The organism is Amycolatopsis sp. MtRt-6, assembly GCF_017308975.1.
Classification (GTDB): Bacteria; Actinomycetota; Actinomycetes; order Mycobacteriales; family Pseudonocardiaceae; genus Amycolatopsis.
Genome location: NZ_JADWPD010000003.1, coordinates 345,235 through 371,883, shown reverse-complemented (window position 1 = coordinate 371,883; position 26,649 = coordinate 345,235). Strand labels below are relative to the sequence as shown.

31 protein-coding genes and 2 pseudogenes are annotated in these 26,649 nt (G+C 71.8%); 23 read left to right on the top strand and 10 right to left on the bottom strand.

All coding sequences use genetic code 11. From position 1 onward, the window contains the following. The first annotated feature begins 19 nt into the window (after positions 1–19). Positions 20–1,285 (top strand): RNA polymerase sigma factor, encoded by a 1,266-nt coding sequence (locus I4Q55_RS08050; RefSeq protein WP_206785370.1) that lies wholly within the window; start codon positions 20–22, stop codon positions 1,283–1,285. 78 nt (positions 1,286–1,363) lie between these two features. Next, on the top strand, positions 1,364–2,251 hold the full coding sequence (locus I4Q55_RS08045) for an SDR family oxidoreductase (protein ID WP_307793153.1): 888 nt from the start codon (positions 1,364–1,366) through the stop codon (positions 2,249–2,251). Here I4Q55_RS08045 and I4Q55_RS08040 read toward each other — a convergent pair. The 3 genes from I4Q55_RS08040 to I4Q55_RS50530 are packed head-to-tail and all read right to left on the bottom strand — an operon-like array spanning position 2,248 to position 5,295. Continuing rightward, on the bottom strand, positions 2,248–2,799 hold the full coding sequence (locus I4Q55_RS08040) for an HD family hydrolase (protein ID WP_206785368.1): 552 nt from the start codon (positions 2,797–2,799) through the stop codon (positions 2,248–2,250). The genes I4Q55_RS08045 and I4Q55_RS08040 overlap by 4 nt on opposite strands. Positions 2,800–2,809: 10 nt before the next feature. Continuing rightward, positions 2,810–4,498 carry an L-lactate permease gene (locus tag I4Q55_RS08035; RefSeq protein ID WP_206785367.1) on the bottom strand — a complete coding sequence of 563 codons (1,689 nt, stop codon included), beginning with the start codon at positions 4,496–4,498 and terminating at the stop codon, positions 2,810–2,812. Between the two features lie 14 nt (positions 4,499–4,512). Next, on the bottom strand, positions 4,513–5,295 hold the full coding sequence (locus I4Q55_RS50530) for an IclR family transcriptional regulator (protein ID WP_206785366.1): 783 nt from the start codon (positions 5,293–5,295) through the stop codon (positions 4,513–4,515). A gap of 793 nt (positions 5,296–6,088) precedes the next feature. Here I4Q55_RS50530 and I4Q55_RS08025 point away from each other — a divergent pair. From I4Q55_RS08025 to I4Q55_RS07970, 12 genes are all read left to right on the top strand, one after another. Continuing rightward, on the top strand, positions 6,089–7,318 hold the full coding sequence (locus tag I4Q55_RS08025; RefSeq protein WP_206785365.1) for a Mur ligase family protein: 1,230 nt from the start codon (positions 6,089–6,091) through the stop codon (positions 7,316–7,318). Next, positions 7,311–8,027 (top strand): type 1 glutamine amidotransferase, encoded by a 717-nt coding sequence (locus I4Q55_RS08020; RefSeq protein ID WP_206785364.1) that lies wholly within the window; start codon positions 7,311–7,313, stop codon positions 8,025–8,027. The genes I4Q55_RS08025 and I4Q55_RS08020 overlap by 8 nt, the downstream gene beginning before the upstream one ends. 157 nt (positions 8,028–8,184) lie before the next feature. Beyond that, positions 8,185–9,573 (top strand): ATP-binding protein, encoded by a 1,389-nt coding sequence (locus I4Q55_RS08015; RefSeq protein ID WP_307793152.1) that lies wholly within the window; start codon positions 8,185–8,187, stop codon positions 9,571–9,573. After that, positions 9,573–10,253 (top strand): response regulator transcription factor, encoded by a 681-nt coding sequence (locus I4Q55_RS08010; protein ID WP_206785363.1) that lies wholly within the window; start codon positions 9,573–9,575, stop codon positions 10,251–10,253. Before I4Q55_RS08015 ends, I4Q55_RS08010 begins: the two co-directional genes overlap by 1 nt. 186 nt (positions 10,254–10,439) lie before the next feature. Beyond that, positions 10,440–10,784 carry a gas vesicle protein GvpO gene (gvpO, locus tag I4Q55_RS08005; protein ID WP_206785362.1) on the top strand — a complete coding sequence of 115 codons (345 nt, stop codon included), beginning with the start codon at positions 10,440–10,442 and terminating at the stop codon, positions 10,782–10,784. A gap of 17 nt (positions 10,785–10,801) precedes the next feature. Beyond that, positions 10,802–11,101, top strand: coding sequence for a gas vesicle protein (locus I4Q55_RS08000; protein ID WP_206785361.1), 300 nt, complete (start codon positions 10,802–10,804; stop codon positions 11,099–11,101). Then, positions 11,098–11,832 (top strand): GvpL/GvpF family gas vesicle protein, encoded by a 735-nt coding sequence (locus I4Q55_RS07995; protein ID WP_206785360.1) that lies wholly within the window; start codon positions 11,098–11,100, stop codon positions 11,830–11,832. Before I4Q55_RS08000 ends, I4Q55_RS07995 begins: the two co-directional genes overlap by 4 nt. A 163-nt stretch (positions 11,833–11,995) precedes the next feature. Beyond that, positions 11,996–12,256: a gas vesicle protein GvpJ gene (gene gvpJ, locus I4Q55_RS07990; protein ID WP_307793151.1), complete on the top strand. Its 261-nt coding sequence runs from the start codon at positions 11,996–11,998 to the stop codon at positions 12,254–12,256. Then, positions 12,253–12,513 (top strand): gas vesicle protein K, encoded by a 261-nt coding sequence (locus tag I4Q55_RS07985; protein WP_206785359.1) that lies wholly within the window; start codon positions 12,253–12,255, stop codon positions 12,511–12,513. The genes gvpJ (I4Q55_RS07990) and I4Q55_RS07985 overlap by 4 nt, the downstream gene beginning before the upstream one ends. Further along, positions 12,510–12,851, top strand: coding sequence for a gas vesicle protein GvpJ (gene gvpJ, locus I4Q55_RS07980; RefSeq protein ID WP_206785358.1), 342 nt, complete (start codon positions 12,510–12,512; stop codon positions 12,849–12,851). The genes I4Q55_RS07985 and gvpJ (I4Q55_RS07980) overlap by 4 nt, the downstream gene beginning before the upstream one ends. Next, positions 12,848–13,408: a GvpL/GvpF family gas vesicle protein gene (locus I4Q55_RS07975; RefSeq protein WP_206785357.1), complete on the top strand. Its 561-nt coding sequence runs from the start codon at positions 12,848–12,850 to the stop codon at positions 13,406–13,408. Before gvpJ (I4Q55_RS07980) ends, I4Q55_RS07975 begins: the two co-directional genes overlap by 4 nt. A 74-nt stretch (positions 13,409–13,482) precedes the next feature. After that, positions 13,483–14,010: an NHL repeat-containing protein gene (locus I4Q55_RS07970; protein WP_206785356.1), complete on the top strand. Its 528-nt coding sequence runs from the start codon at positions 13,483–13,485 to the stop codon at positions 14,008–14,010. Here I4Q55_RS07970 and I4Q55_RS07965 read toward each other — a convergent pair. From I4Q55_RS07965 to I4Q55_RS07955, 3 genes are read right to left on the bottom strand one after another with little or no spacing between them, the layout of a single operon-like run. Next, positions 14,007–14,408 carry a CoA-binding protein gene (locus tag I4Q55_RS07965; protein ID WP_206785355.1) on the bottom strand — a complete coding sequence of 134 codons (402 nt, stop codon included), beginning with the start codon at positions 14,406–14,408 and terminating at the stop codon, positions 14,007–14,009. The genes I4Q55_RS07970 and I4Q55_RS07965 overlap by 4 nt on opposite strands. Positions 14,409–14,431: 23 nt before the next feature. Then, positions 14,432–15,004, bottom strand: coding sequence for a hypothetical protein (locus I4Q55_RS07960; RefSeq protein WP_206785354.1), 573 nt, complete (start codon positions 15,002–15,004; stop codon positions 14,432–14,434). 56 nt (positions 15,005–15,060) lie between these two features. Further along, positions 15,061–15,564, bottom strand: coding sequence for a VOC family protein (locus I4Q55_RS07955; protein ID WP_206785353.1), 504 nt, complete (start codon positions 15,562–15,564; stop codon positions 15,061–15,063). Between the two features lie 138 nt (positions 15,565–15,702). On the opposite strand from I4Q55_RS07955, the gene I4Q55_RS07950 reads away from it, so the two are divergent. Next, entirely contained in the window at positions 15,703–16,509 is an 807-nt protein-coding gene (locus I4Q55_RS07950) for a 2-keto-4-pentenoate hydratase (RefSeq protein ID WP_206785352.1), read from the top strand. Next, positions 16,506–17,261: a 2-keto-4-pentenoate hydratase gene (locus I4Q55_RS07945; protein ID WP_206785351.1), complete on the top strand. Its 756-nt coding sequence runs from the start codon at positions 16,506–16,508 to the stop codon at positions 17,259–17,261. Before I4Q55_RS07950 ends, I4Q55_RS07945 begins: the two co-directional genes overlap by 4 nt. 240 nt (positions 17,262–17,501) lie before the next feature. Here the strand turns inward: I4Q55_RS07945 and I4Q55_RS07940 are convergent, their stop codons facing one another. Both I4Q55_RS07940 and I4Q55_RS07935 read right to left on the bottom strand, forming a co-directional pair. Further along, on the bottom strand, positions 17,502–19,415 hold the full coding sequence (locus I4Q55_RS07940) for an ABC transporter ATP-binding protein (protein ID WP_206785350.1): 1,914 nt from the start codon (positions 19,413–19,415) through the stop codon (positions 17,502–17,504). A gap of 41 nt (positions 19,416–19,456) precedes the next feature. Next, a complete protein-coding gene (locus tag I4Q55_RS07935; protein WP_242545485.1) occupies positions 19,457–19,924 on the bottom strand; it encodes a DUF1579 family protein in 468 nt (155 codons plus the stop codon). A gap of 49 nt (positions 19,925–19,973) precedes the next feature. On the opposite strand from I4Q55_RS07935, the gene I4Q55_RS07930 reads away from it, so the two are divergent. Further along, positions 19,974–20,420, top strand: coding sequence for a MarR family winged helix-turn-helix transcriptional regulator (locus tag I4Q55_RS07930; RefSeq protein WP_206785348.1), 447 nt, complete (start codon positions 19,974–19,976; stop codon positions 20,418–20,420). A 9-nt stretch (positions 20,421–20,429) separates the two neighbouring features. On the opposite strand, the gene I4Q55_RS07925 is transcribed toward I4Q55_RS07930, so the two are convergent. Continuing rightward, positions 20,430–20,885, bottom strand: a complete 456-nt coding sequence (locus tag I4Q55_RS07925; RefSeq protein ID WP_206785347.1) for a helix-turn-helix domain-containing protein — start codon at positions 20,883–20,885, stop codon at positions 20,430–20,432. Between the two features lie 89 nt (positions 20,886–20,974). Between I4Q55_RS07925 and I4Q55_RS07920 the strand changes: the two genes are divergently transcribed. Together I4Q55_RS07920 and I4Q55_RS07915 are read left to right on the top strand one after the other, a co-directional pair. Further along, entirely contained in the window at positions 20,975–21,577 is a 603-nt protein-coding gene (locus I4Q55_RS07920; protein ID WP_206785346.1) for a dihydrofolate reductase family protein, read from the top strand. Positions 21,578–21,594: 17 nt separating this feature from the next. Continuing rightward, entirely contained in the window at positions 21,595–21,978 is a 384-nt protein-coding gene (locus I4Q55_RS07915; protein WP_206785345.1) for a PPOX class F420-dependent oxidoreductase, read from the top strand. A 3-nt stretch (positions 21,979–21,981) separates the two neighbouring features. Here I4Q55_RS07915 and I4Q55_RS07910 read toward each other — a convergent pair whose 3' ends face one another. Continuing rightward, positions 21,982–22,563: a TetR/AcrR family transcriptional regulator gene (locus I4Q55_RS07910; RefSeq protein ID WP_206785344.1), complete on the bottom strand. Its 582-nt coding sequence runs from the start codon at positions 22,561–22,563 to the stop codon at positions 21,982–21,984. Positions 22,564–22,652: 89 nt separating this feature from the next. Between I4Q55_RS07910 and I4Q55_RS49035 the strand changes: the two are divergent. The 4 genes and pseudogenes from I4Q55_RS49035 to I4Q55_RS07895 form a co-directional block, all read left to right on the top strand. Beyond that, a pseudogene (locus I4Q55_RS49035) lies at positions 22,653–23,753 on the top strand (glycoside hydrolase family 3 protein); the annotation flags it as partial. A gap of 28 nt (positions 23,754–23,781) precedes the next feature. Further along, positions 23,782–25,086, top strand: coding sequence for a glycoside hydrolase family 3 C-terminal domain-containing protein (locus I4Q55_RS49030; RefSeq protein ID WP_307793150.1), 1,305 nt, complete (start codon positions 23,782–23,784; stop codon positions 25,084–25,086). A gap of 153 nt (positions 25,087–25,239) precedes the next feature. After that, positions 25,240–26,112: pseudogene (locus tag I4Q55_RS07900) on the top strand (GNAT family N-acetyltransferase); the annotation flags it as partial. A gap of 108 nt (positions 26,113–26,220) precedes the next feature. Beyond that, on the top strand, positions 26,221–26,646 hold the full coding sequence (locus tag I4Q55_RS07895) for a hypothetical protein (protein WP_206785501.1): 426 nt from the start codon (positions 26,221–26,223) through the stop codon (positions 26,644–26,646). Positions 26,647–26,649 lie beyond the last annotated feature (3 nt).

The following is a 26,649-nucleotide window of genomic DNA, read 5'->3' as shown; positions in this document are numbered from 1 at the left end:
CACCCTGTCGAATGGCCGGGTGACGGTTGCGGACACCCGGAGCACGGTGGAGACGGTCTGGCGGATCGAATCGCCGCGGCTCATCGCGGGCCTGGCCCGGATGGCCCGCGGCGATGTCGGTCTCGCCGAGGAGCTGGCGCAGGACGCCCTGGTCGCGGCGCTGGAGCAGTGGCCGGACGCCGGCGTGCCGCGCAACCCCGGCGCGTGGCTGATGACCACCGCCAAGCGGCGCGCCATCGACCAGTTCCGCCGCAACGAGCGGTACGCCGAGAAACTCGAGGAAGTCGGACGCGACCAGCGGCTCGGCGACGGCGTCCTGCCCGACTTCGACGCCGCGCTCGACGACCACATCGAGGACGACGTCCTCCGCCTGCTGTTCGTCGCCTGCCACCCGGTGCTGAACACGCAGGCCCGGGTCGCGCTGACGCTGCGCATGCTCGGTGGCCTGACCACCGACGAGATCGCGCGTGCCTTCCTGGTCCGCGAATCGACGATCGCCCAGCGGATCGTCCGGGCCAAGAAGGCCCTCTCCGCGGCGAAGGTGCCCTTCGAGGTGCCGGAGGGCGACGAGCGCGTCGCCCGGCTGTCCTCCGTGCTCGAAGTCATCTACCTCGTGTTCAACGAGGGGTACTCGGCCACCCGCGGCGACGACTGGATGCGGCCGGCGCTCTGCGAAGAGGCGATGCGGCTCGGCCGCGTGCTCGCCGGGCTGATGCCGGGCGAGTCCGAGGTCCACGGCCTGGTCGCGCTGATGGAGCTGCAGGCGTCCCGCGCGAAGGCGCGCACCGGCCCGAACGGCGAACCGGTGCTGCTGCTGGACCAGGACCGCGCCCGCTGGGACCGGTTCCTGATCCAGCACGGCCTCGCGGCGCTGACGTTGTCCGAGCAGATCGCCGACGGCGCGTACGGCCCGTACTCCGCCCAGGCGGCGATCGCGGCCTGCCACGCCCGGGCGCGGACGGCAGAGGAGACGGACTGGGTGCGGATCGCGGCACTGTACGAAGGCCTCGGCAAGCTTCAGCCGTCGCCGGTGATCGAGCTGAACCGCGGGGTCGCGGTGGCGATGGCCTACGGACCCGAGGCGGGCCTGGCGGTCGTCGACGCCGTCGCCGGCGAACCCGCGTTGAAGGACTACCACCTGCTGCCCAGCGTCCGCGGCGACCTGCTGGAGAAGCTGGGCCGGCGCGCGGAAGCCGAGCAGGAGTTCCGCCGGGCGGCCGAGATGACCGAGAACGCTCGCGAGCGCGCTCTGCTGCTGGACCGCGCGACCGCCGTCGCCGGCTGAGGCTCCTCTCAGTTGGATAGCGCTACTCTCCATTGTAGATAGTCCAACTATCCAACTGGAGGGACTGTGGGGAACACTGTGACCAGGCGTGCCGTCCTGGGTGGCGGCGCGGCGGGCGCGGCGGCCGTGCTCGCCGGGACGTCGGCGAGCGCCGCGACCGCGGCGAAGGGCCGGTTCGACGGCAAGGTCGTGCTCATCACCGGCGCGACCTCGGGCATCGGCCGGGAGACCGCTCTCGCGTTCGCGGCCCAGGGCGCCCGGGTGGGGTTCTGCGGCCGGCGTGCCGAACTCGGCCGCGAGGTGGAGCGCGAGCTGCGTGGCCGGGGCTTCTACGTCCAGGCCGACGTCCGCGAGCCGGCGCAGGTCGAGTCCTTTGTGGACGCGGTGGTGCGCCGCTGGGGCCGGCTGGACATCGCGTTCAACAACGCGGGCGTCACCGTCGCCAAGCCGACGCACGAGATCAGCGTCGACGAATGGGAAAACGTCCAGCGGACCAACGCCCGCGGGGTGTTCCTCGCGATCAAGTACGAGGTCCCGCACCTGCTCGCGAACGGCGGCGTCATCATCTGCACCGCCTCCTCGCAAGCCGGGCACACCCGGCCCGGGCACGCGGCGTACACCGCCAGCAAGCGGGCGATCCAGGGCATCGTGTCGGCCGCCGCGCTGGACTACGGCGCCAAGGGGATCCGGGTGCTCACGATCGACCCCGGCACCACGGACACCGCGTTCGTCCGCCGGACCGGCCTCTCCGACGACCAGTGGGCGCAGTTCAAGCAGGCGTGGGGCCCGCTGAACGTCCACGGCCTGCCGAGGATGGCCGAGCCGAAGGAGATCGCCGCCGCCGTGGTCGCCTTGGCGTCGCCGGACTTCTCCTACCTGACCGGGACCTCCGTGGTGGTGGACGGCGGCCTCGGCACCGGCCGCCCGATGACCATGCCGCCGATGGCCATGCCGCCGCAGGGCTAACGGTCGCGCCAGGCGAGCGGGGACAGCGTCATCGCCGCCTCGGCGATCTTCCGCGCCGTCTCCGTCTTGAGGCCCGTCCGCGCCGACTCGATCCACTCGTCGACCGGCCGGACGCCGACGTCCCGGTACTCCAAGGCCTGCAGCAGCATCTCCAGCTTGTCCGCGTCCTTGGCGCACAACGCTTCCGGCGACGTCCGGGTCTCGTACTCGTCGACGGCCTCGCGAACCAGGTCACGTGACCGCGCGGGGAGCGAGGCCGTCTGGTCGGCGGTGATCTGCCGCGGTTCCGGCTTGCGCAGGTAGTCGCCGGCCGTCAGCGGCAGGTCGCCCGTGCGCGTCTCCTGCGTGTCGTGCCACAGCGCGAGGAACGCCGCCCGCTCCGGCGAGGCGCCCTCCTCGGCCGCGATCAGCGCGGCGAGCTGGGCCGCGCGCAGGCTGTGCTCGCCGACCGACTCCGGGTCGCGGACGCCCGCGTGCCACCAGCCGGACCGGCGGACGCGCTTGAGCAGGCCCAGCTCGAAGCCGAAGGAGGCCAGTGACTCGTTCATGCCGCCCAGCCTAGGGCGACGGGATCATCGCCGTCAGGATCGTCGCCTGGAGGAGCGAAATCACGCCGACCACCGCGGTGAGCAGCAGCGACCACAGGAACGTCTGCCGCAGCAGCGAGCCCTCCTTGCCGCTCTGCCCGATCGCCGTCGCGCCGATCGAGAGGTTCTGCGGCGAGATCATCTTGCCCATCACGCCACCGGAGGTGTTCGTCGCGCCCGCCAGGATCGGGTTGAGGTCCAGCTGCTGCGCCGAGATCACCTGCATCGGGCCGAACAGGCTGTTCGTCGACGCGTCCGAGCCGGTCAGGAACACGCCCAGCCAGCCGATGTAGGCCGAGCACAGCGGGAAGACCACGCCGGTCGTCGCCAGGGCGAGGCCCAGCGTCTGCGTCGCGCCCGAGTAGTTCATCACGAACGCGATCGCCAGGATCATGAAGATCGTCGCCAGCGCCCAGCGCATCTGGTGCAGCGTCTTGGCGTACGTCGCCAGCAGCAGTTTCGGCCGTGCGCCCATCGCGAACCCGGCGAGCACCGCCGCGAGCAGCGCGACCGTGCCGGGCGAGAACAGGAAGTCGACGGTCAGCGTGGCCGCGTACGGCGTGTCCTTCGCCGTGATCGGCGGGTGCTGGACGACGTGGTTGTGCAGCCCGGGCCAGGCGAAGACCCAGTCGGCCCGGTGCAGCAGCTTCGTCAGGTCGAGCCAGGTCGGGAGGTTCTTGAAGATCGTGCCGATCCGCGTCAGGAAGATCGCCAGGACCAGGATGACGTAGGGCAGCCACGCGTACAGCGCGCCGCGCTCGGCCTGGGCGGCGCCGAGGCTCTTGGTCGCGACGGCTTCCTCGCCGTCGAAGCGCCACACCGTCGCGGGCTGCCAGAACCGGGTCAGGAGCCACAGCGCGGCCATCGCGGTGAGCGCGGCGAGGACGTCGACCAGGCTGGCGCTGATGTAGTTGGCCGCGACGAACTGCATGGCCGCGAACGCGAGCCCGGCGGTCAGCACCGCCGGCCACACCTCGAGCATGCGCTTCCAGCCGGCCAGGACGACGACCAGGAACGCCGGGATGATCAGCGCCAGCACCGGGACCTGGCGGCCGACCGCCGCCGAGAACAGCTCGGTCGCCTGCTCCGGCTTGAGGTGCATGATCGGCGCGGTCAGCCTGCCGAGCACGATCAGCGGGTTGCCCAGCCCGCCGAAGGCGACCGGGGCGGTGTTCGCCAGCAGCGCCAGCACGACGGCCTTCACCGGCGGGAACCCGAGCGCGGCCATCATCGCCGCGGTGATCGCGATCGGCGACCCACCGCCCGCGACGCCTTCGAGCAGCGCGCCGAAGCTGAACGCGATGAGCAGCGCCTGCAGCCGCCGGTCCTCGCTGAACCCGGCGAGCACGCGTTTGATGGCGTCGAACCGGCCGGTGGCGACGGTGACGTTGTGGAAGTAGACGGCGTGGAAGGCGATCCACGCGACCGACCAGACGCCGAACACGAGACCCATCGCGGCGGAGCCGAACGTCAGCGCGGCCGGCATCCGGTACAGGAGAAGGGCGACGCCGAGCGCCGTCACCAGGGCGAGAGCCGCGGAGAGGTGCGCGGAGAACCGGATGACCCCGAGCGAGACCAGCAGCACGATGATCGGGAGCGCGGCGAGCAACGCGGAAACCCACAGCCCACCCGCCGGCTGGTAGTCCTGGACCCAGGTCACGTCGGCTCCTCCGCTCAGGCCGGCCGGCTCCGGACGTACCCGAGCCGCAGCGACAGGGCGGCGGCGGTCCCGGCCACGGAGGCCCCGAGTTCGTCGAGCCGGCGCAGCACGCGCGGCGCGGGCCCGGCAACGCTGATGGCGGCGATCGGCCGCCCCGAGTGGTCCCGCACGGCGGCGGCGACGCAGCCGACGTCCGGCTCGTTTTCGACCTCGTCGACCGCCCACCCGCGCCGGCTGGTCCTCGCGAGCTCGTCGAGCAGCCGATGCGGGTCGACGATGGTCTTGAGGGTGAGGGAGTCCAGCTTCATCCGGCGGATGCGTTCGAGCCGATCGGCCTCGGGCAGCGCGGCGAGCCAGGCCTTCCCGAGCGACGTCGCGTGCTGCGGCCGCCGCGTGCCGAGCCGGCAGGCGAGGGTGACGGCGCTGGCACTGCGTTCGGTGGCGACGTAGACCATGGTGTCGTTGTCGGGAACGGCGAGGTAGGTGGTTTCCCCGGACCGTTCGGCGAGCGAGGCGAGGTACCGAGGGGCGCACCGGTGCAGATCGGTGGCGGCCATCGCCCGCGCCCCCAGTTCGACGAGCCGGGTGCCGAGCCGGACCCGCCCGGTGACCTGGTCGGCCTCGAGGTACTCGAGGTTCTTGAGGGTGCCGACGATCCGGTAGGCGGCGCTGCGGGAAAGCCCCAGTTGCCGCGCGATCGCATTGGTGGAAATCTCCTGATGCCGGCCGACGTGCTCCAGCACGGCGAGGCCGCGTTCGAGAGTCCCGCTTTGTTCAAGCCCGCGCTCAGGTCCCACGTTGTCCTCCGTTGGACGATTTCCCGCTCAGCGGAACACCTTTCCGCTGGCTGGGGTTGGACGGTAACACCTCCGATGAATCTGTGGAAGATCTTGGAATAAGTCGGAACAATGCGAGTGGTTGTGGATGCTAATTGGTTCAACATCCGATGGTTAAGTTTCCTACCTATGGCGGTTGCGCGAGCCGCGACCAGTCGTGTTCGACAGGTTCGACGGGCGGTTGTTCATATCCGTGAATGTCGCGGAGGTTGTCAACAGGTGGGCGGCAATGTGGATAAAGCGCGGTCGGCGGCGGTTGATTCGCCGTTCTTGTCGGTCCGCGCCGATACGCTGGACCCGGGGGGCGCCCCCGCGGGCGGGGTGGGTTTCCGGCTGCGCCCGGCAGGGTGCTGAGCCCGGGATTCGGGTGAGCGGTGGTACGCGGGGTGAGGCCGGCCGCGGCCGGATGGCGTGGGGTCGGCGGCGGTCCGGCCGATCCGTTGCGGCTGGCTGGCGTGGGTTGGTGGTGGTCTGGCCGATCCGCTGCGGCCGGAGGGCGAAGGGTCGGCCGCGGTCTGGGCCGATCTGCTGCGGCCGGAAGGCGAGAGGTCGACGGCGATCCAGCCGATCCGCCGCGGCCGGCATCCGCAGCCCGAGCCGAAAAGCGCAGCCCGATCGTCGATGTCCACCCCGCCCAGGCGCTTCGCCCAAACCGCCTACCCGCCCAACCCACCGACCCACCCACCCACGAGCGCGAGAGACCCCCGCCACCAACTCAGGAAAATCACAGCGGCCGCCGGGCAGCATCCAGCCGGTGTCCGTCCGAAGCCCTCTCCGTACCCGCGCCTCCGTCGCCGCCGGGCGGCTGACCTCGTGGCTCTCGCGCAGCTCGGGGCTCGGCCGCGGTGGCATGATCGGCGGCCGCGTCACGCTGGCCCTCGATCCGGCCGCCCTGCGGCGGCTCGGCCGGGAACGCACCGTTGTCCTCGTCACCGGCACCAACGGCAAGACCACGACCTCGCTCATGCTCACCCGCGCGCTCGAGACGCTCGCCGAGGTCGCCGCCAACAGCGATGGTGCCAACATGCCCGACGGCGTCCTCGCCGCCCTGACCGCCCGGCCCGACGCGCCCTACGCGGTCCTCGAAGTCGACGAGACCTACCTGCCGTGGGTCGCCGACCAGGTCCGGCCCGCCGTCCTCGTCCTCCTCAACCTGAGCCGCGACCAGCTGGACCGGGTCGGCGAGGTCCGCGCCACCGAGCGGGAGCTGCGGGCCGCCATCGCCGAACTGGACCACACCGTCGTCGTCGCGAACTGCGATGACGTCCTGGTGACCTCCGCCGCGAGCGCGGCCGCGAAGCCCGTGTGGGTCAGTGCCGGCCGCCGCTGGACCGGTGACTCGACGGCCTGCCCGCGCTGCGAAGGCCGCGTCGAGACCCACGATCGGCACTGGAGCTGCGCGTGCGGGCTCGCCCGGCCGGAACCCGGCTGGACCCTCGACGGCGAGCTCGTCCGGACGCCCGGTGGCCGCCAGGTCGACCTCGACCTGCGGCTGCCAGGCGAGGTCAACCGCGCGAACGCCGCCCTCGCGCTCGCCGCGGCGCACCGGCTCGGCGTGCCGCCGCACACCGCCGCCGCCCGGCTGCGGACCATCACCGACATCGGCGGGCGCTACCGGACGATCCGCCGGTCGCGGCACTCCGTGCGGCTGATGCTGGCCAAGAACCCGGCCGGCTGGGTGGAGACGCTGCGCGTGCTGGACGAGGACACCCCCGTCGTCGTCGCGGTCAACGCCCAGGAGGCCGACGGCCGCGACCTGTCCTGGCTGTGGGACGTGCACTTCGAACGGCTCCGCGGGCGCCAGGTGGTCGTCACCGGCGAGCGCGGCGCCGACCTCTCCGTGCGGCTCTGCTACGCCGAAGTCGCGCACTGGGCCGAGCCCGACCCGGTCGCCGCGATCGACGCGCTGCCGCCCGGCGCCGTCGAGCTGGTCGCCAACTACACCGCGTTCCGCGACCTGGTGGGCAAGCTGCCCGATGGCTGAGTCGACTGTCCACATCGGACTTCTGCTGCCGGAGGTGCTCGGTACCTACGGCGACACCGGCAACGCGCAGGTGCTCGCCAAGCGGCTGCAGTGGCGCGGGCTGGACGCCGAGGTGGTCCCCGTCGGGCTCGGCGAGCCGGTCCCGTCCACTTTGGACGTCTACCTGCTCGGCGGCGGCGAGGACGGCGCCCAGGCGCTGGCCGCCGCGCACCTGCGGAAATATCCGGGCCTGCGGCGGGCGGTCGCGGCCGGCGCGGTGGTCTTCGGCGTGTGCGCCGGCCTGCAGGTGCTCGGCACCCGCTTCCGCGGCCTCGACGGCGTCGACCACGACGGGCTCGGCCTGCTCGACGTCACCACCGAACCCGGCGAGCAGCGCGCGGTCGCCGAGCTGGTCGCGACGCCGTCCCGGCTCCTGGCCGGCGAGTCGCTGACCGGGTTCGAAAACCACCTCGGCGTCAGCAAGCTCGGTGCCGGCAGCGAGCCGCTCGGGCAGGTCGTGCGCGGCACCGGCAACGGCGACGGCACCGAGGGCGCGGTGACCGACCGGGTCGTGGGCACCTACCTGCACGGCCCGGCGCTCGCCCGCAACCCCGCGCTGGCCGACCTCCTGCTGGCCTGGACGATCGGGCACCCGCTCGGCCCGTTGCGCGTTCCCGAGGTCGAGCGCCTCCGCGGGGAGCGGCTCGCCACCCCGCGCCGCCGCCGGTAAGCCCGTGGTCCAGCCAGCCTCCCGCCCCGCCGCTGTTGGCCACCGGCCAGCGCCCCAATGTGGCCTTCGGTGCGTTCAACGCACCGAAGGCCACCTTGGGTGCGTTCAACGCAACCAAGGCCACATTGGGGCGCTTGGGGCCGGTTACGCTGCGTTGGTGAGACTGGGCAAGGTGATCGCCGCGACCGGCGTCCGGATGCGCACCACCGCGGTGGCGGTGTTCGCGCTGGCGCTGGCCATCGCCGCCGCCGGCGTGGTCGTGGTGCTGCTGCTGGAGGAGTCGCTCGACCGCAGCGTCACCGAGAGTGCCCGCGGTACCGGGCGTCAGGTGGCCATCCAGCTCATCCGCGAAGGCGCGCGTGACCTGAGCGCGAGCGACGTCGCCAGCACCGGCGACACCGAGGCCGTCACGCAGGTGCTCGACGCGCGCGGCACGCCGATCGCGAGCGACCCGGCGATCGTCGGGCACCCGCCGCTGACCACGGCCCGCCCCGCCGTCGGGCACGAGATGGTCGAGACGTTGCCGCTCGGGTTGAACGGCGACAACGACGACTACCGCGTCGTGTCGCAGGAGGTGAACGGGCCGGGCGGGCCGTTCACCGTCATCTCCGCGCGCTCGCTGGAACCGGTGACGGAGGCCTCGACGCGGTTGACGCTGCTGTTCGGCCTGATCGCCGTGCCGCTGCTGGCGATCGCCGGGCTCGCGGTGTATCGCGCGGTCGGCTCGGCGCTGCGGCCGGTCGAGCGGATGCGCCGGACCGTCGCGGAGATCTCGACGCGCGACCTCGCCGCGCGCGTGCCGCTGCCACCGGGCGGCGACGAGGTGTACCGCCTGGCCGTGACGCTCAACGAAATGCTGTCCCGGCTCGCGTCGGCCCAGGCCGCGCAGCGCCGGTTCGTCGCGGACGCCAGCCATGAACTGAGATCACCGCTCTCGACGATAAGCACTGCTCTCGACGTCTCCGGGCGGCACCCGGAGAGCACCGGCGACCTGGTGCCGGTGATCGGCCGCGAGACCGCGCGGCTGCGCGAGCTCGTCGACGACCTGCTCATGCTGGCCCGCACCGACGATGCCACCGACCGGCCGCAGCGCACCGAGGTCGACCTCGACGACATCGTCCGCGCCGAAGCCGAGCGGGTCCGCGGCGAGACCACGGCGGACGTCGAGGTCCGCGCTGGGCCGGCAAAGGTGCACGGCAGCGAGGCCCAGCTGCGGCGGGCGGTGCGCAACCTGGTCGACAACGCGCGCGGGCACGCGCGCTCGCGCATCCGCGTCAGCAGCGCGGTGCGCGGTGACCTCGCCGTCGTCGAGGTGAGCGACGACGGCCCCGGCGTCGCGGAAGCCGACCGCGAGCGGATCTTCGAGCGGTTCGTCCGGCTCGACGCGTCGCGGCAGCGCGGGCACGGCGGCACCGGGCTGGGCCTGCCGATCGTGGCCGGCATCGCGGCCCGCCACGGCGGCCGGGCGCGCTACGCCGAGTCCGACGAGCCCGGCGCGCGGTTCGTGATCGAGCTGCCGGTGATCGACCTGCCGAAGGAGGAGTAGTGCGCCTGCTGATCGTGGAGGACGAGCGCGAGTTCGCGGAGACGCTGCGGCGGGGGCTGGTCGCCGAGGGCTTCACCGTCGACGTCGCGCACACCGGTCGCGAGGGCCTCTGGCGGGCGACCGAGCACGAGTACGACGTCGTGGTGCTCGACATCATGCTGCCCGAACTGTCCGGTTACGAGGTGCTCAAGCGCCTGCGGGCGGCGGAGAACTGGACGCCGGTGCTGATGCTGACGGCCAAGGACGGCGAGTACGACGAAGCCGACGCGTTCGACCTCGGCGCCGACGACTACCTGTCCAAGCCGTTCTCCTTCGTCGTGCTCATCGCCCGGCTGCGCGCGTTGCTGCGGCGCGGCGCCCCGGCCCGGCCCGCCGTGCTGGAGGCGGGCGACCTGCGGCTCGACCCCTCCGCCCGTACCGTCCACAGAGGACAAAAGCGGATCGAGCTCACCGCGCGGGAGTTCGGGCTGCTGGAGTTCCTGCTGCGCCGGGCCGGGACGGCGCTGTCGAAGAACGAGATCCTGACCCACGTCTGGGACGCGCACTACGACGGCGACGAGAACGTCGTCGAGGTCTACATCGGCTACCTGCGGCGCAAGATCGACACGCCGTTCGGCACCCGCACCATCGAGACGGTCCGCGGCGTGGGCTACCGGCTGGTAGACGTTACCCGATCGTAATCAACCGCGCGTTTTCCGGAAATTGGTGCCGCCGGACGCCCGCGGGTTGCGCCATTTGCTCTCGCTGATTGCCGCGGATCGCCCAATAATACCCGCGAACCGGTGAAAAATGCCGTCCCGCGACGGCGCTGCGGTTGATCCTTCGTGTTGCTACGGTGGGCACCCTCACCCGCGACGAGGAAAGCGATGACGGAATCGCCACTGCCGCTCCCTGCTCAAAACGACCCTGCGCAAAACAAAACTTCCCCCGAAGCTGCCGGGAAAACCGTTTCCCGGCTGCGCGCCGCCGACGCCATTCAGGCGGCCACCGCCCAGTTCGGCATGGTGACCGGGCTCACGCCGCACGCCGTGACCGGGATCCGCAGCCGCGGCCAGGGCGGCTGGTCCGTGCTCATCGACGTCGTCGAGCTGGCCCGGATCCCGGACTCCACCAGCGTGATGGCCACCTACCGGGTGGACATCGACACCGACGGTGAGCTCGGCGCGTGTGAGCGGCTGCGGCGGTTCACGCGGGGCACCACGGATTCCTGAAAGGAAGGTCGACACGATTGGCCGCTTCGTCCGATTCGTTGGCGGACATTCTGGAACGCGTGCTCGACAAGGGCGTCGTCATCGCCGGTGACATCGGCGTCAGCGTTGTCGACGTCGAATTGCTGACCCTGCGCATCCGGCTGTTCATCGCGTCCGCGCAGACCGCCCGTGAAATGGGCATGGACTGGTGGACGAACGATCCGTTCTTCGCGCCGAATGCCGCGCGGGGCGAACTCGAGGGGACCGACCTGGCGGCGCGCGTCGCCGAACTGGAGGCTCGGCTGCCCGTGCCGGACGGAAGGGAAGAACCCCGGTGACCACCGGAAACTGGCTGTGCGCGTACGCGATCACCCGCAACCGGCCGTCCACACTGGACATCGGTCCGCAGCCGCGGCTCATCGGCTACCGCGACCTCGGCGTGGTCGTCTCCGAAGTGGCGCCGGCGCGCTTCGACCGCATCGACACGCTCGACCCGGTCGACGGCACGCTCGCGGAGCTGGCCCGGGAGCACGACGCCGTGGTGCGCGCGGTGTTCCGCAGCGAACCGGTGCTGCCGCTGCGGTTCGGCACGGTCCTCGACGGCGAAGACGCCGCCCGCCGGCTGCTGGCGGCGGGCTACGACCAGGCGCGCGACTGCCTTGAAGAGGTGGCCGGGCACCGCGAGTGGGGCGTCCGGGTCCGGCACACCGAGCCGGCCGCGACGACCCGCCCCGACGCGGCGGGGCTGACCGGAACGCAGTACCTGGTGCGGCGGCGCGAACGGCTGCGGGCGATCCAGCGGGCCCGCGAAGACGTGGCCGGTGCGGCCGGTCGGCTCGAGGAGGCATTGCGCCGCCACGCGGCGGACAGCGTGGAGCGGGCCAGGCCGCACGGCGTGCTGATGAACACGGCGTACCTGGTGGAGACGGGCCGCGAGGCGGCGTTCCACACGGAGGTGGAGTGGTTCGCCCGCGAGCTGAGCGCGGCGGGGGCGACGGTGGAGACATCGGGACCGTGGCCCCCGTATTCGTTCACGGACCTCGAGCTCGGAGCGACGGCCCATGGCTGACGCGGGCCCACGGCCGCCGGCTCCCGCGGCGGTGGGCGGTGGTGCGTCGGCCCCTGTGGCGGTGGGCGGTGGTGCGTCGGCTCCCGCGGCGGTGGGCGGTGGTGCGTCGGCCTCTGTGGCGGTGGGCGGTGGTGCCTCGGCCCCCGCGGCGGCGGGCGCCGGTGTGTCCACCCCCGCGGCGGCGATCGATGACCTGCTCATGGGCGCCGGTGCGCCGAGCCGAGCCGGCCGTGGCGACCTGCTCGCCGAGGTCTTCACCCCCTCCGGCACCAACGCCGCCGAGGCCGTCGTCGACCTGCTCGACCGGGTCGTGCACCGCGGGGCCGTCGTCACCGGGGACGTGATCATCTCGCTCGCCGGCATCGATCTCGTGCGGCTCGACCTGCGGTTGCTGCTGCTCGGGATCGAAGGGGCCGCCGAATGACCGAGCGGATCGCCGCCGATGCCGGCCGCGGGCTCGGTCACCTGGTCATCACCGTGCTCGACATCCTCAAGGAGGTGCTGGAGCGGCAGGCCCTGCGGCGGCTCGACGCCGGCACCCTCACCCCGGCCCAGGTCGAAGCGCTCGGCCAGGCTTTGATCGCGCTGGAGCTCCGGTTCGCCGAGATCCGCGCCGCCCTCGACGACATCCCCGCTGACATTCCCGCTGACATCCCGGCCACGGAAGGACGAAGACAGTGACCACACCAGGACAGGGCGGCGGGCTCGCCGAAACCCTCAACATCCTGCTGGACAAGGGACTCGTCATCGACGCTTCGGTGAAGGTGTCCCTGATCGGGATCGAACTGCTGTCGATCGAGGCCAGGGTCGTCATCGCCTGCGTCGACACCTACATCCGCTACCTCGAGGCGATGCAGCGGATCAACGCGCAGGCGAACCTGCCCAACCCCGGGCAGGTCTCCATCGGGCTCGGGCAGACCGTCGGGCTGATCCCGCCCCCGCCGCCGACCCCGGCCGTCGCCGTCCCGGTGGAGCAGGCCGTTGCGGTGGAGCAGGCCGTTCCGGCCAAAAAGCCGTGACGCTGCAGCTCTACGGCGTCGTCCGGGCCGGGCACCCGCGCGCACGCCGGACGGTGTGCTGGGAAGACCTGGCGATGGTCGTCGGCGATCCCGAGCCGGACCCGGCCGCGCACCTGGCGGTGGTGTCCGCGCTCGTCGAGGGCGGCCCGGTGCTGCCGGTCCGGTTCGGCACCGTGGCCGAGGACGAGGACACCGTCCGCACCGAGGTGCTCGCCCCGGCCGCCGGCACCTACCGCGCCGACCTCGATCGGCTCGACGGCCTGGCCGAGGTGCACGTCTGCCTGCGGTTCACCGAACCCGGATCGGCGTGGCGGGCGGCCCGCTCGGATGTCCTCCTCGCCCAGGTCGCCGAACGGGCCCGCGACTCCGTGGCGCTGCCGGCGGGCGAGAGTGCCGACGAGCGGTGGGCGTTCCTGGTCGGGCTGGGCGACCTGCTCGTCGTCCGGGACACCGTCGCCGGGCTCGCGCGCGACGACGGCGTCCAGGCCGACTGGCTCGGGCCGCTGCCCGCGTACAGCTTCCTCGACCGGCGGACGTGCTCCCGCTGGAGCTGGTGAGCGGGGGTGGAACAGTCGCTGAACACTCGTCCAGGCCCTGGCCGCCGCGGCTCCCGGCCGGTGATCCTGATGCTGTGACCAGCAGTGAAGCCGCCGCGCTGCCGCGGGCGTTCGGCGGGCCCGGCTGCGGGCCGGGGCAGTTCCGCGCGCCGTCCGGGATCGCCGTCGACGCGCGCGGCCGCGTGTGGGTGGCGGACACCGGCAACGACCGGGTCCAGGCGTTCACCCGCGACGGCGCGCTCGTGCGTGTCCTGGCCGGGCGGCTCAAGGCGCCGGAAGGGGTGGCGGTCGACGCGGCGGGCAACGTCTACGTCGCCGACACCGGCAATCGCCGCGTGGTGCAGTTTTCGTGGCAGGGCGGGTTCGTGCGCGAGTTCGGCGGCCTGGCCCGGCCCCGCGCGGTCGCGCTCGACCGAGCCGGCCGGCTGCTGGTCGACGACACCGGGCGCGTCGCCCGGTTCGACATCCGCACGGGCGCCGCGCTACCCGGCACGGCGGAGCCGCTCGGTTCGCCGCGGGACATGGCCGACGACGGCGCGGGCGGTGTCTGGGTCGCCGAGCCGGGCAACCACCGCATCGTCCACTTCGGAGCGTCGGGCTAGTTCTTCGAGATCGACGCGGTCGCGCGCACGACGGCGGTGCAGCGGTCCTCGACGTAGGCGAGCCCGCCCTCTTCGGCGATCCGGCGCGCTTCGGCGGAGACGATGCCCTGCTGCAGCCACAGCGCCTTGGCGCCGATCTCGACGGCGTCGGCGGCGATGCCCGGCGCTTCGGGCGACGGGCGGAAGACGTCGACCAGGTCCACCGGTTCCGGGATGTCCTTCAGCGACCGGTACACCTTCTCCCCGAGCAGCTCGGTCGCGGTCGGGTGCACCGGGATGATCCGGAAGCCGTGCGCTTGCAGGACCGCGGGGACGCCGTGCGCCGCCTTGGCCGGGTCGCGGCTCAGGCCCACGACGGCGATGGTGTTCGCCTGGGCGAGGATTTCCTCTGCGTTCATACCGGGGGAACGCGCGAGCGGCGTCAAAGCTTCCAGAGCCGCAGGCCGCGCACCCGGTAGACGGGCCACAGAACGTGCCACGGCTTCCGGCGGGCGAAGGTCGCGGCGCAGGTCAGGATGTTGCGGGCGGACGTCGTCGCGACCTCGTGGCGGTCGGGCCAGATCTCGCCCTTGGCGCCGACGGCGATCCGGAACACGGTCAGCAGGCCACGGCCCTGCAGGTCGTACTTCGCGCCGGTGTCCCCGGAGCCGGGGGCGAGCTCGGCGATCTCCGCGCCGAACGCGCGGGCTGCCTGCGGCGCGACCTCGGCGGGAACCACGCCGACACTGCGCGTGATCGCCTTGCCGTGCAGGCGCCGCGCGTAGCGGAACAGCAGCGCGCGTTCCCACCACGGCAGCAGCCGGTGGTGCTTGAGGAGGGCGGCGCATTCGCCGTGCCCGATCGCGAAGATGCTCGTGAGCTCGTCGTAGGCGCCGTTCGTGGCCGGCTCGTTGAGGTGCAGCCGCACCTCGAACCGGGTGCGCGCGGTGAGCTCGTCGAGCTGTTCGCGGTGATCGAGCCGCGCCTTCGCGCGGGAGAGCGACCAGTCGGGCATCGGACCTCCAGACGTCGCGCACAGGCTAGTTGGCGCGCGACGCCTGGACCACGCTTTCAGCCGATCTTCTCGCCGTACATCTCGCCGAGCGGGTCGGAGATCAGCTCGACGCGGGCACCGTCCGGATCGGACAGGTAGATGGACGTCTTGCTCTCCAGCAGGTACTGGACGCCGGCTTCGTCGAGCTTGTCCTTGATCGCGCTCCACCGTTCGGGCGTGACGGACAGGGCCAGGTGGTGCAGTCCGCCGAGGACTTCGGCGTACGGGCCGAGGTCCAGGCCGGGCAGGTCGAAGAAGGCGACCGCGTTGCCGTTGCCGACGTCGAAGAAGAAGTGGCTGGAGCCGGGGTAGTCGCGGTTCTCGATCAGCTCGGTGAGCGGGAAGCCGAGGATGTCCTGGTAGAACTCGATGGTCCGCTCGACGTCGCTGGAGATCAGCGCGGTGTGGTGGATGCCGCGGCCGTTCGTCGCCGGGCGTTCGGCGGCCGGGCGCAGGTGGCGCGCGCGCAGCTCGTCCCGGATCTCGGCGAGCTTGGCGACCTCGGCCTGGGTCGGTGCCATGTCCCTCACGTCCCTTCCTGGTGTGTCCTCGACGGTACGCCCGATTTATCTCGCGCGCAAGAGGTTGTCTGGCGAGAGTTCCGTTGAGTGGAACGTCGTCGCTTGTGTGCGCGCGGTGGGCACGGCAGAGTCCCGGAGGTGGATGTCAGCGAGGTGCAGGAGGCCGCCTCGGCTTTGGCGCGGGCTTATGCCACGCGCGAGCCGATCGAGCCGCTGATCAAGACGTATCCCGACGCAGGCGTCGAGGACGCGTACCGGATCCAGCAGGAGCAGGTGCGGCACTGGGTCGAGGGCGGCGACGCCGTCCGCGGGCACAAGGTCGGCCTCGCGTCGGCGGCGATGCAGCGGCAGATGGGTGTCGACCAGCCCGACTACGGGCACCTGACCGGCAGCATGTTCCACCTGGAGCACCAGCCGATCCCGACGTCGGCGTTCCTGCAGCCGCGGATCGAGCCGGAGATCGCGTTCGTGCTCGGCTCGGCCCTGCGCGGCCCGGGCGTCACAGTCGCCGACGCGGTCCGGGCCGTCGAGTTCGTGCTGCCGTCGCTGGAGATCGTCGATTCCCGCATCCAGGACTGGAAGATCTCCCTGTTCGACACGATCTCCGACAACGCGTCGTCCGGCGGGGTGGTGCTCGGCAGCAGCCCGACCGCGCTTTCGGCCACCGACCTGCGCCTCGCGGGGTGCGTGCTGTACCAGAACGGTGTGGTGGCGGCGACGGGCGCGGGCGGCGCGGTGCTCGGGTCGCCGTTGAACTCGCTGGTGTGGCTCGCGAACACGGTGGGCCCGCTGGGCGTCACCCTGGAGCCCGGGCACGTCGTGCTGCCGGGGTCGATGACCCGCGCGATCCCGGTGTCGCCGGGCGACACGATCGTCACCACGATCGCCGGGGTCGGCAGTGTCACGGCGGTCTTCGCTCCTGCTGCTTCATCGGAGGACGCATGAACGTGCGAGAAGCGGCTGCTTCTTTGCTGGAGACGGTTTCGGAGCGCGCGCCGCTCTCGGCCGAGTGGCCGGATCTGGACGTCGACACGGCGTACGCGATCCAAGACGAGGCCCTGCGGCAGCGCCGGGCCCGCGGCGAGACGCTGGTCGGGGTGAAGCTGGGCCTGACGTCCCGTGCCAAGCAGCAGCGGATGGGGATCGACGCGCCGTTGCTGGCCTGGCTGACGGACGCGATGGTGCTGCCGGCGGGTGTCCCGGTGCCGTCGCTGATCCACCCGCGCGCGGAGCCGGAGCTGGTGTTCGTGCTGGGCCGCCGCCTGGCGGGCCCGGGCGTGACGGCGGCCACGGCCCTCGCGGCGGTCGACCGCGTGTACGGCGGCATCGAGGTGATCGACAGCCGGTACGAGGACTACCGGTTCACGCTCCCGGACGCCGTCGCGGACAACGGCTCGTCGGCGTACTTCAGTGTGGGGCCGGTCGGGGTTCCGCCTTCGTCGTTGGACTTGTCCCTGGAGGCCGCTTTGCTGGAGGTGGACGGCCAGATCGTCGACACGGCCACGGGCGCGGCGGTCATGGGCCACCCGGCGGAGGCTCTCGCGCTGGCGGCCAACGTCCTTTCGGCCCGAGGCCTGGCTCTGGAGCCGGGCTGGCTGGTCCTGACGGGTGGCATGACGGACGCGGTCCCGCTCCGCCGCAGCTCCCGCGTCGCCGCCCATTTCTCCCACCTGGGCTCCCTGACCCTCGCCACCTGAGCCGTGTTGCCCCGCCAATCACGCGAGATACCCCTCCAATCACGCGAGATACGCGCCCAATCACGCGAGATCCGCCTCCAGGCACGCGAGTGACGCGAACCGGGCCGGCGAACTCGCGTACCGGGAGGTCGGCTCGCGTGATTGGAAGGTCGACTCGCGTGGCAGCGGGGTCGGCCGGCGGGTGACCGGCTGGTGGTGGTCGTGGTGGCGCGTGGTGCGCCGAAACCGACGCGCGGCTGGTCATGGGGCGCCGTTTCGGTAGGCGCGGGCCTGGATCTCGTACAGCTCGTGGTAGACGCCGCCCGCTCGGATCAGGTCGTCGTGGGTTCCTTGCTCGATCAGCCTTCCCTTCTCCAGTACCAAAATGCGGTCTGCCGAGCGGATGTTGGCCAGGCGGTGGGTCACCAGGACCGTCGTGCGGCGGCCGCGGCCTGATCGGCTTGCGTGCTGGAGACCCGCGAACACCCGGGCTTCGGCTCGGGCGTCGAGGGCCGCCGTGGGTTCGTCGGCCACCAGGACCGCGGCGTCGCGGTAGATGCCGCGCGCGATGCCCATGCGCTGCCACTGGCCGCCCGACAGGTCGTGGCCCTCGTCGAACTTCTTCGACAGCACCGTTTTCTCGCCGGCGGGCAGGGAGGCGATCACCTCGTCCGCGCCCGAGTAGTCGACCGCTTCGCGCCACGCCTGCCGCTCCGGGTCGGGGCGGCCGAGGCGGCCTACCGTGATGTTGTTCGCCGCTGTCATCGGCCACTCCGCCGGTTCCTGCGCTATCACCGCGATGTTCGCGTGCACCGAGGCCGGGTCGGCTCGCGCGAGGTCGACGCCGTCCCAGCTGACCGTGCCCTCGTCCGGTGGGTAGAGCCCGGTGAGCAGCTTGCCGAGCGTCGTCTTGCCCGAACCGTTCTCGCCGACCAGCGCGACCACCTCGCCGCGCCGGATCGTCAGCGAGATGTCCCGCAGGGCCGGGTTGTCCCGGCCCGGGTAGGTGAACGTGACGCCGTCGAGCCGGATCTCGGCCGGGTCGGCGGGCGCCGCTATCGACGTCGGCGGTGGCTGCCGCTTCCGGGACTCCGCGAGCAGCTGGTTGTAGAACCCGATGTAGAACGAGTCCTCGTACAGCGAGTTGACCGCGCGCATGGTGTTGGACAGCGCCGTCGACGCCGTGCGCATCGCCAGCACCGCCGTGCCGGCCAGTGCCAGCTCCATCGCGCCGGTGTAGAGCAGCCAGCCGAGCACGAGGTACGCGACGGCCGTGCCGAAGCCCGCGGCGGCCCGCCCGCTCGTGCGCACCAGGTTGCTCCGGTGCGCCAGCCGGATCTCCTCGCGCGTGAGGCTGCGCGAGATGCGCCGGTACTCGCCGAGCAGTGGCTCCTGCAGCGTCAGGGCGTGCCGCTCGAGGGCCATCGAACGCCAGGTGGCGACCTCTTCGACGACCGACTTGCGGATGTTGCGCCCGACGGTGTCCAGGAAGTGCCGGTAGTTCAGCTTCGCGACGCGCGCGGCGGCCCAGCCGTCGGCCGCGGCGGCGAGCAGCAGCACCGGGGCCAGCCACGGGTTGAGGAGCCCGGCCGTGATCATCGCCGCCGCCAGCGAGATCACCGACGACGTCAGGTCGGCCAGCCGCCGCAGGCTCGTCTCGATGGCCCGCACCCCGAACCGCGCGCCTTGCCGGGCCAGTTCGCGGAAGTCCGCGTCCTCGAACGCGATCAGCCCGACGCGCACGACCGAGGCCGTGACCGCGTCGTCCGCCGCCGCGGTGACCCGGGGCCGCAACGCACCCTCGACGGCGGCGACGGCGGCGTCCAGCAGCGCGCGCGCCGCGTACGACCCGGTGACGACCGCGATCGCCGGCAGCGACTGCAGCACCCGATCCGGCGTCGGGCCTTGTTCGAGCAGCGCGGTGAAGACGTTCGCGGTGGCGAGCAACCCGAACGCGGTGACGCAGCCGGAGGCGACGTGCACCACGGCGGCCAGCAGCGTCAGCCGTGGCGATGTCCGCCACGCCAGCCGCAGCACGACGGAGATCGCGGTGGGCAGCGTGCGCACAGCTTGGGCGAAGCCCGCGGCGGCCACGCGTTCGTCGACGCGCGCCCACTCGGGCATCTTGACGTTTTCGACCCCGATCAGCGGGGGCGGGTCGGTGGTTCCGGACACGCCCTCATCTGTACTCCGGGGGTCCGACAATTTCGGGGGCGCTACTGGTTCTTCCGGGTGTACCTGGCCCGCAAAAACGGCCTGTACTCCGGGTTTTCACCCATCCGGACGTCGATCTCGTGCGTCAGCGTCCCGCCGTCCGGGGTGAGCCGGTGCCGGGCCACCCCGCGCGCGGTGTGCTTTTCGAGGGTCAGCGTTTCGCCGGTCCAGCTGCCGCGGGCGGGCGACGCGGGCGGGAAGCCGTAGCTGTCGAAGCCGTACCAGAGCGTCTCGCCGGTGGCCGGATCGGCGGTGAAGACGTTGTGGCCGAGGAACTCCGACCCGTCCTCGCGGCGTTGCCGGTAGTGCTGGACCACGGCGAAGCCATTGAGCGCCAAGCGGTATTCACAGTCGGCGCGCGCGGTCGAGGCCGGCGCCCACGGCGAGGCGGCGAGCTCTTCGGTGCCGGTCCAGTCGCCGACGAACGCCTTCAGCGCGTCGTGCGCGGGGCCGAGGCGGGGCATGTCCATGGTCGTCTCCATTTCGACAGGTACCTGTCGATGTGCGAGACTAGCACGCATGCGGTCGCATCGAGCCGAGACGTTCACCCGCGTGATCGACGCGGTCTTCGCCTGCAACGGCGGTTTCCTCGCCGCGGGCGACGCGCTGACGGCGCCGGTCGGGCTGACGGCGGCCCAGTGGCAGGTGCTGGGCTTCCTCGAGGACGGCCCGGCGACGGCTGCGGAGGTGGCCCGCCGCCGCGGGCTGCGGCGGCAGAGTGTGCAGGAGACAGTGAACCGCTTGCTGCGCAACGGAATGCTGGACCGCCTGCCGAACCCGGCCGACGCGCGGGCGCCGTTGCTGGCGTTGACGCGGCAGGCGCGCGCGGCGATGCGGGCCTTGGGGGAGGCGCAGGTCGCGTGGGCGGAGGAGATCGCGGCCGAGGTGCCGCTGGAGGATCTGGAGACGACGCTGCGGACGCTCCAGCGGTTGCGTGCGGTGGTGGCTCAGCCGCGGCTGCTGTAGCGGCGTCGCTCAGCGGGTGGAGCCGGGGCCGGCCAGTAAGTCGATGTCGGTGGCGTGCATCGGCTCGCCGCAATGGGTGCAGCGCAGGTCTACGGTGCCTATTTCGCCGCACGCGTGGTGGCGGTAGAGCACCGGGGGGCCCGCCTTGCCCGCCAGCCACCTGTCGCCCCAGCGGGTCATCACCATGAGCATGTCCACCAGCTCGGTGCCCTTTTCGGTCAGCACGTACTCGTAGCGCGGACGGCTGTCGTACGGGCGGCGCTCGAGGACCTCCTCGGCCACCAGGTGGTTGAGCCGCTCGGTGAGCACCTTGCGCGAGATGCCCAGGTCCGCCTGGAGCTGCTCGAACCGGCTGATCCCGGCCCACACGTCGCGCAGGATCAGTGGTGACCACGGTTCGCCGATGACGTCGAGCGTGCGTGCGATCGAGCAGGCCGCCAGTTCGCTGAAGTTCGTGCGCTGCATGAACCCAGGCTAGCACTCGGGGTTCCCTTAAGGAACTTGAGCTGCTACGGTTCTGGAGTCTCCTGAAGGAACCCAGAAGGGAATGCCCGATGAGCAAGGTCATCAGCGCTCACGCCGTGTCGGTCGACGGCTACATCACCGGTCGCGGCGCTCGCCCCGGTCAGGGCCTCGGCGACGGTGGGATGCTCTTCGACTGGTACTCCGACGGGGACACGCGGAGCCGGGTTTTCGACTTCTTCAAGCTCAGCGAGCCGAGCGCCCGCGTCTTCGACTCGCTCGCCGGCCGGGTGGGTGCGATCGTGGCGGGGCGCAACACCTACGAGGACTCGGAGCGCTTTGGCGGCGGCAGCCCGCACCCGAATGCGCCGTTGTTCCTGGTCAGCCACCGGCCCGCGCCGGAGCTGACCGAGCGGCAGACCCTGGTCGGCAACGTCGAGGACGCGATCGCGGCGGCCCGCGAGGCGGCCGGTGGCAAGGACGTCGGCCTGATGGGTGGCGGTGTCCTGGCCTCGGCGCTGCGGGCCGGGCTCGTCGACGAAGTCGTGCTGCACCAGGTGCCGGTCCTGCTCGGTGGTGGCCGGTCGTTCTTCCGGGAGCTGCCTTCGCACGTGCGGCTGAGCCTGATCGAGGCCGTGGCCGCGCCCGGCGTCACCCACCTCCACTACTCCGTCGCCGGAAACCCCGTCGCCTGAAACCCAAGGAGCCGACCATGCTTGACGCCGACGTCCGCCGCGTCCTCGCCACGACCGTGACCGGTCACCTGGCCACCGTCCTGCCCGACGGCGCGCCGCACTCCGTCCCGGTCTGGGTCGACCCGGAAGGCGACCGCATCGCCGTCCTCACCGGGCCGGACTCCCGCAAGGCCCGCAACCTGCGCCGTGACCCGCGTGTCGCGCTCTCCCTGACCCCGGTGGACAACCCGTTCGAGCCGGTGATCATCCGTGGGCGCGTGGTGGAGTGGGTCGAGGGTGACGCCGCCTGGGCGATCGTCGACCGGATCGCGGCCAAGTACACCGGTGGTCCGTACCCGCGTGAGCAGGAGCGGGTCGTCCTGCTGATCGAGGTGGAGCGCCAGAGCGTGGGAATGGGCTGACCGTCAGTCCGGCTTCACCCCCAGCAGGGTCAGGAACGTGCGGAACCCGGCGGACATGTCGACCTCCTCCGGGTCGAGCAGCCACTGCAGCTGGAGGCCGTCGAGGACCGCGATGGCGATCGGGGCCAGCTGTTCCGGCGTGGTGCCCGGGGGCAGCTCGTCGCGGTGGCGTTCGAGCATCTGGGTCATGCCCGCCCGGACCCGGGCGTAGCGGTCGTGGAAGTACTGCCGCGCCGGGTGGTCCTCCGTGACGCTGTCCGCCGACAGCACCGTGTACGTCTGGACTATCCCCGGCCGCGTGGCGTTGTAGTCGACCAGCTCCGCCAGCTGGCTCACCGAAATCGCCGACGGGTCGCCCGGCCGGGCGTGGCCGAAGTGCAGCAGGTCCCACTCGTCGCGGGTCTCCAGCACCGCCGTCAGCAGATCTTCCTTCGTGGGGAAGTAGTGCATCAGCCCCTGCTGCGTCAGCCCGACGCGCTCGGCCACCGCGGCCAGTGACGTGCCGCGGTAGCCGCGCTCGGCGATCACCTCGAACGCCGCGCGGACGATGCTGGCTCGGCGGTCGGCGCCCCTGGCCCGGGTCATGATCCCGAGCCTACGGCAGAAAATGTCACGAGAACATAACGTTCACTACTCATCGCCAGGTAAGGTGACAGCAGGACCGTTCCCGGAGGATGCGCATGAGCTTCGACGTCGACGCCCTGCTGGCCGAACTCGACCTGGACGCGAAGGCGAGCCTGCTCGCCGGTCAGGACGTCTGGTCGCTGCCCGCGCTGCCGCGGATCGGGCTCGCCTCCCTGGTGCTCTCCGACGGCCCGGTGGGTGTCCGCGGGACGCACTGGAGCCCGGACGACCCCTCGGTGACGCTGCCCAGCCCGACCGCGCTCGCCGCGAGCTGGGACCCGCGCCTGGCGGTCAAGGCCGGCCGCCTGCTCGCGCAGGAAGCCCGGCGCAAGGGCGTGCACGTGCTGCTCGCCCCGACGGTCAACCTCCACCGCTCGCCACTGGGTGGACGGCACTTCGAGTGCTACTCCGAAGACCCCCTCCTCACCGGGATGATCGGCGCCGGCTACGTCACCGGCGTGCAGGACGGCGGGGTCGCCGTCACGGTCAAGCACTTCGTCGCCAACGACTTCGAGACCGAACGCTTCACCGTCGACGTGCGCGTGGGCGAGCGTGCCCTGCGCGAGCTCTACCTCGCGCCGTTCGAGCTCATCGTCCGGCGCGCGAAGCCGTGGGGGATCATGGCCGCCTACAACGGTGTCAACGGCGCCACGATGACCCAGCACGCCGAACTCGTCAACGGCGTGCTGCGCGGCGAATGGGGTTTCGACGGCTTCGTCGTCTCCGACTGGCTGGCCGCGCGCGACACCGTCGCCTCCGCCAACGGCGGCCTCGACGTGGCCATGCCCGGCCCCCGCACGGTGTTCGGCGACCGGCTCGCCGAAGCGGTGCGTGGCGGCGAAGCCGACGAAGCAGTGGTCGACGCCATGGTGCGCCGCGTGCTCCTGCTCGCCCACCGGACCGGCGCGCTCGGCGACACCCCCGCGCCCGAAGCGTCCGATATGGACGGTGATGCGGTCGCGCGCGAGGTCGCGCACCGGTCGTTCGTGCTGCTCCGCAACGAAACCGGCGTGCTGCCCCTGCGGAACCCGCAGAGCATCGCGCTCATCGGCGCGCTCGCCGCGGACCCGAAGATCCTCGGCGGCGGCAGTGCCACCGTGTTCCCCGACCACGTCGCCTCCCCTCTCGACGGCCTGAAAGCCGCCGTTCCCGCTGGTACCGAGCTCGCTTACGCACCCGGTGCCGATCCGCGCACGACGTTACCGACCGCCACCGACAATTTCCGGCTCCGCGCGACCGCCCGCGCCGCCGACGGCACCGAACTCGCGGAATTCCCCTTGCGCAAAGCCAGGATCGACTGGATCGGCGAAACTGCCGGCCGGCCTCGACATCGGCACGCTCGGCTCGGTCGAGATCGCCGGCACGTTCCTGCCGGACCGCAGCGGCACGCACACCTTCGGCATCACCGGTCCGGGCGACCTCCGCCTCACCGTCGCCGGCCACACCGTCTTCGACGGCGTGAACCTCCCCGAAGGCGGGGACATCTTCACGTCCGTCATGCAGGTCCACGAGCAGCGGCGGGAGGTCGAGCTGACCGCGGGCGAGCCGGTCGACGTCAGCCTGACCTACTGGATCCCCTCGGAGATGGCGGAGTTCGCCAGGGGCACCTTCGCCTGGGTCACCTTCGCGCTCGGCCACCGCGGCCCGGTCCTCGACCCGGACGCGAGCCTCGACGAAGCCGTGGCCCTCGCGGCGAAGTCGGAGGTCGCCGTCGTCGTGGTCGGCACGACCGCCGAGGTCGAGAGCGAAGGTTTCGACCGGACGTCCCTCGCCCTGCCCGGGCGCCAGGACGAACTCGTCGCGCGCGTCGCCGCGGCGAACCGGAACACCGTCGTGGTCGTCAACGCCGGCTCCCCGGTCGAGCTGCCGTGGCGCGACGACGTCGCCGCCGTGCTGCTTACCTGGTTCCCCGGCCAGGCCGGCGGCGACGCGCTCGCCGACGTTCTCTTCGGCCGCGAAGAACCCGGCGGCCGCCTGCCCACGACCTGGCCGGCGAAGCTGGAAGACGCGCCGGTCACCAACGTGACGCCGGAAGACGGCGTGCTCGAATACGACGAAGGCGTGTACATCGGCTACGGCGCCTGGGCCCGCGCCGACCGGCAACCCGCGTACTGGTTCGGTCAGGGCCAGGGCTACACGACGTGGGAGTACGAAGAGCTCGACGCCTACCCGGACGACGAAGGCGGCGCGCGCGTCCGGGTCCGCGTACGCAACACCGGAACGCGCAAGGGGCGCGAAGTCGTCCAGATCTATCTCGTCCCGACCGAACGCGGCGACCGCCCGCGGCGCTGGCTCGCCGGGTTCGCGAGCGTCGAAGCCCGGCCCGGCGAGACCGTCGAGGCCGACGTCGTCATCGCGGCGAGGTCGGCCGAAGTCTGGCAGGACGGCTGGCAGCACATCGCGGGCGAGTACGTCGTGGAGGCGTCGCACTCCTACGCCGAACCGCGGCTGAGCACGCGGGTGGTGCTGCAGAAAATACGTTGATCACCGCGGGCGGGTGCCACTAAGGTCACCGGCGCACCCTCGAACAGGAGAAAGGAGGTGGGAACGATGATCACGCAACCGATCGCGCGCTCCCACCTCGCCGCGAGGGTGCCGGCTGTCTGACCGGGAGCGCGTACTCCTGGAAGGACTTTCATGACCGATCTGGTCATTCGCCCGCTCGAAGCGGGCGAAGAAGCACTGTTCACCTCCCTGCCCGACCGCGGTCTCGTCGGCCGCAAGCTGCTCGGCGACGACTTCACCGAGATGGCGAAGCGGGGCGAATACCCGCCCGAGCGGGTCTGGGTCGCGCTGCGCGACGACGTCGTCGTGGCCCGGGCCGCCTGGTGGGCCAAGCCCGGCGAAGACCCGGTCGCCCTGGACTGGTTCGACTTCACCGACTTCGACGCGGCGGTCGAGCTGCTGAAGACGGCGCCGCTGCGTGCCGAGTACGCCCTGCACACGCCGCCAGGCTGGCAGGACGATCCGGACGTCGCACGCGAAGTGAACGGCCGGGTCGAGGCGGCCGAAAAGGCGGGCTACCGCAAGCTCGTCGAGCGCTACCGCTTCCGCTGGACCCCGGAAAACGGCCTGCCGGAGAAGCCCGGCCGGCTCGAGTTCCGGCCGGAGCCAGACGACGACGTCATCCTCGACGTCTTCAAGCGGGTGCACGTCGGCAGCCTCGACGCGCACGCGCGGAAGACCATCGAGGAGCACGGCCTCGACGCGGCCGCGCAGGAGGACCTCGACCTGATGAAGTGGATGCCGGGGCCGCGTGACTGGTGGCGGCTGGCGTACACGCGCGAAGGCGAGTTGGTCGGCCTTACCTTGCCCAGCCGCAACGTCTACGACCCGGTGATCGGCTACGTGGCCGTGGTGCCCGAGCAGCGAGGCCACGGCTACGCCTACGACCTGCTGGTCGAGGCCACGCACGACCTCGTCGGCTACGGCGCGGACCGGATCGTCGCGGGCACCGACGTCGGCAACGTCCCGATGGCCAAGGCCTTCGCGAAGGCGGGTTACCCGGTGGCCCCCCCCCGCTGCGCCGGGGCCTCCCCCCCCGGGGGCCGGGGCGTGGCGGGGCGCGGCCGCCGCGCGGTACCTTCGCTAGAGCGATCTATCAAATCGGGGGCCGTGATGGACAAGGGACTGGCACCACTTCGCGTGATTCTCGCCTTCTCGCTGCTCAGTACGGCGATCCACTACGCGCACAACGCGATCCGGTACGCGGACTACCCCCAGCTCCAGGGCATCTCGGTCCTCGCCGGCGGCATCGTCGTCGCCGGCACCTGGGTGCTGCTGACGGCGTTCGGCTGGCTCGGCTACCGCGCGTATGTGCGGCACCGGTACCCGCGAGCGCTCGCGTTCCTCTTGGTCTACTCCCTGGCCGGGATGGTCACGCTCGGCCACTTCCTCACCGGCGTCCCGCGGATTCCCGCCTTCTGGTTCGCGACGATCTTCACCGACGCCGCGGCCGGGCTGGCGCTGTGGGTGTTCCTCACCTGGGCCTGGGCCACGCTCAACCGGGTGACCACCCGAGATCAATTTTCTACACAACATTGACGT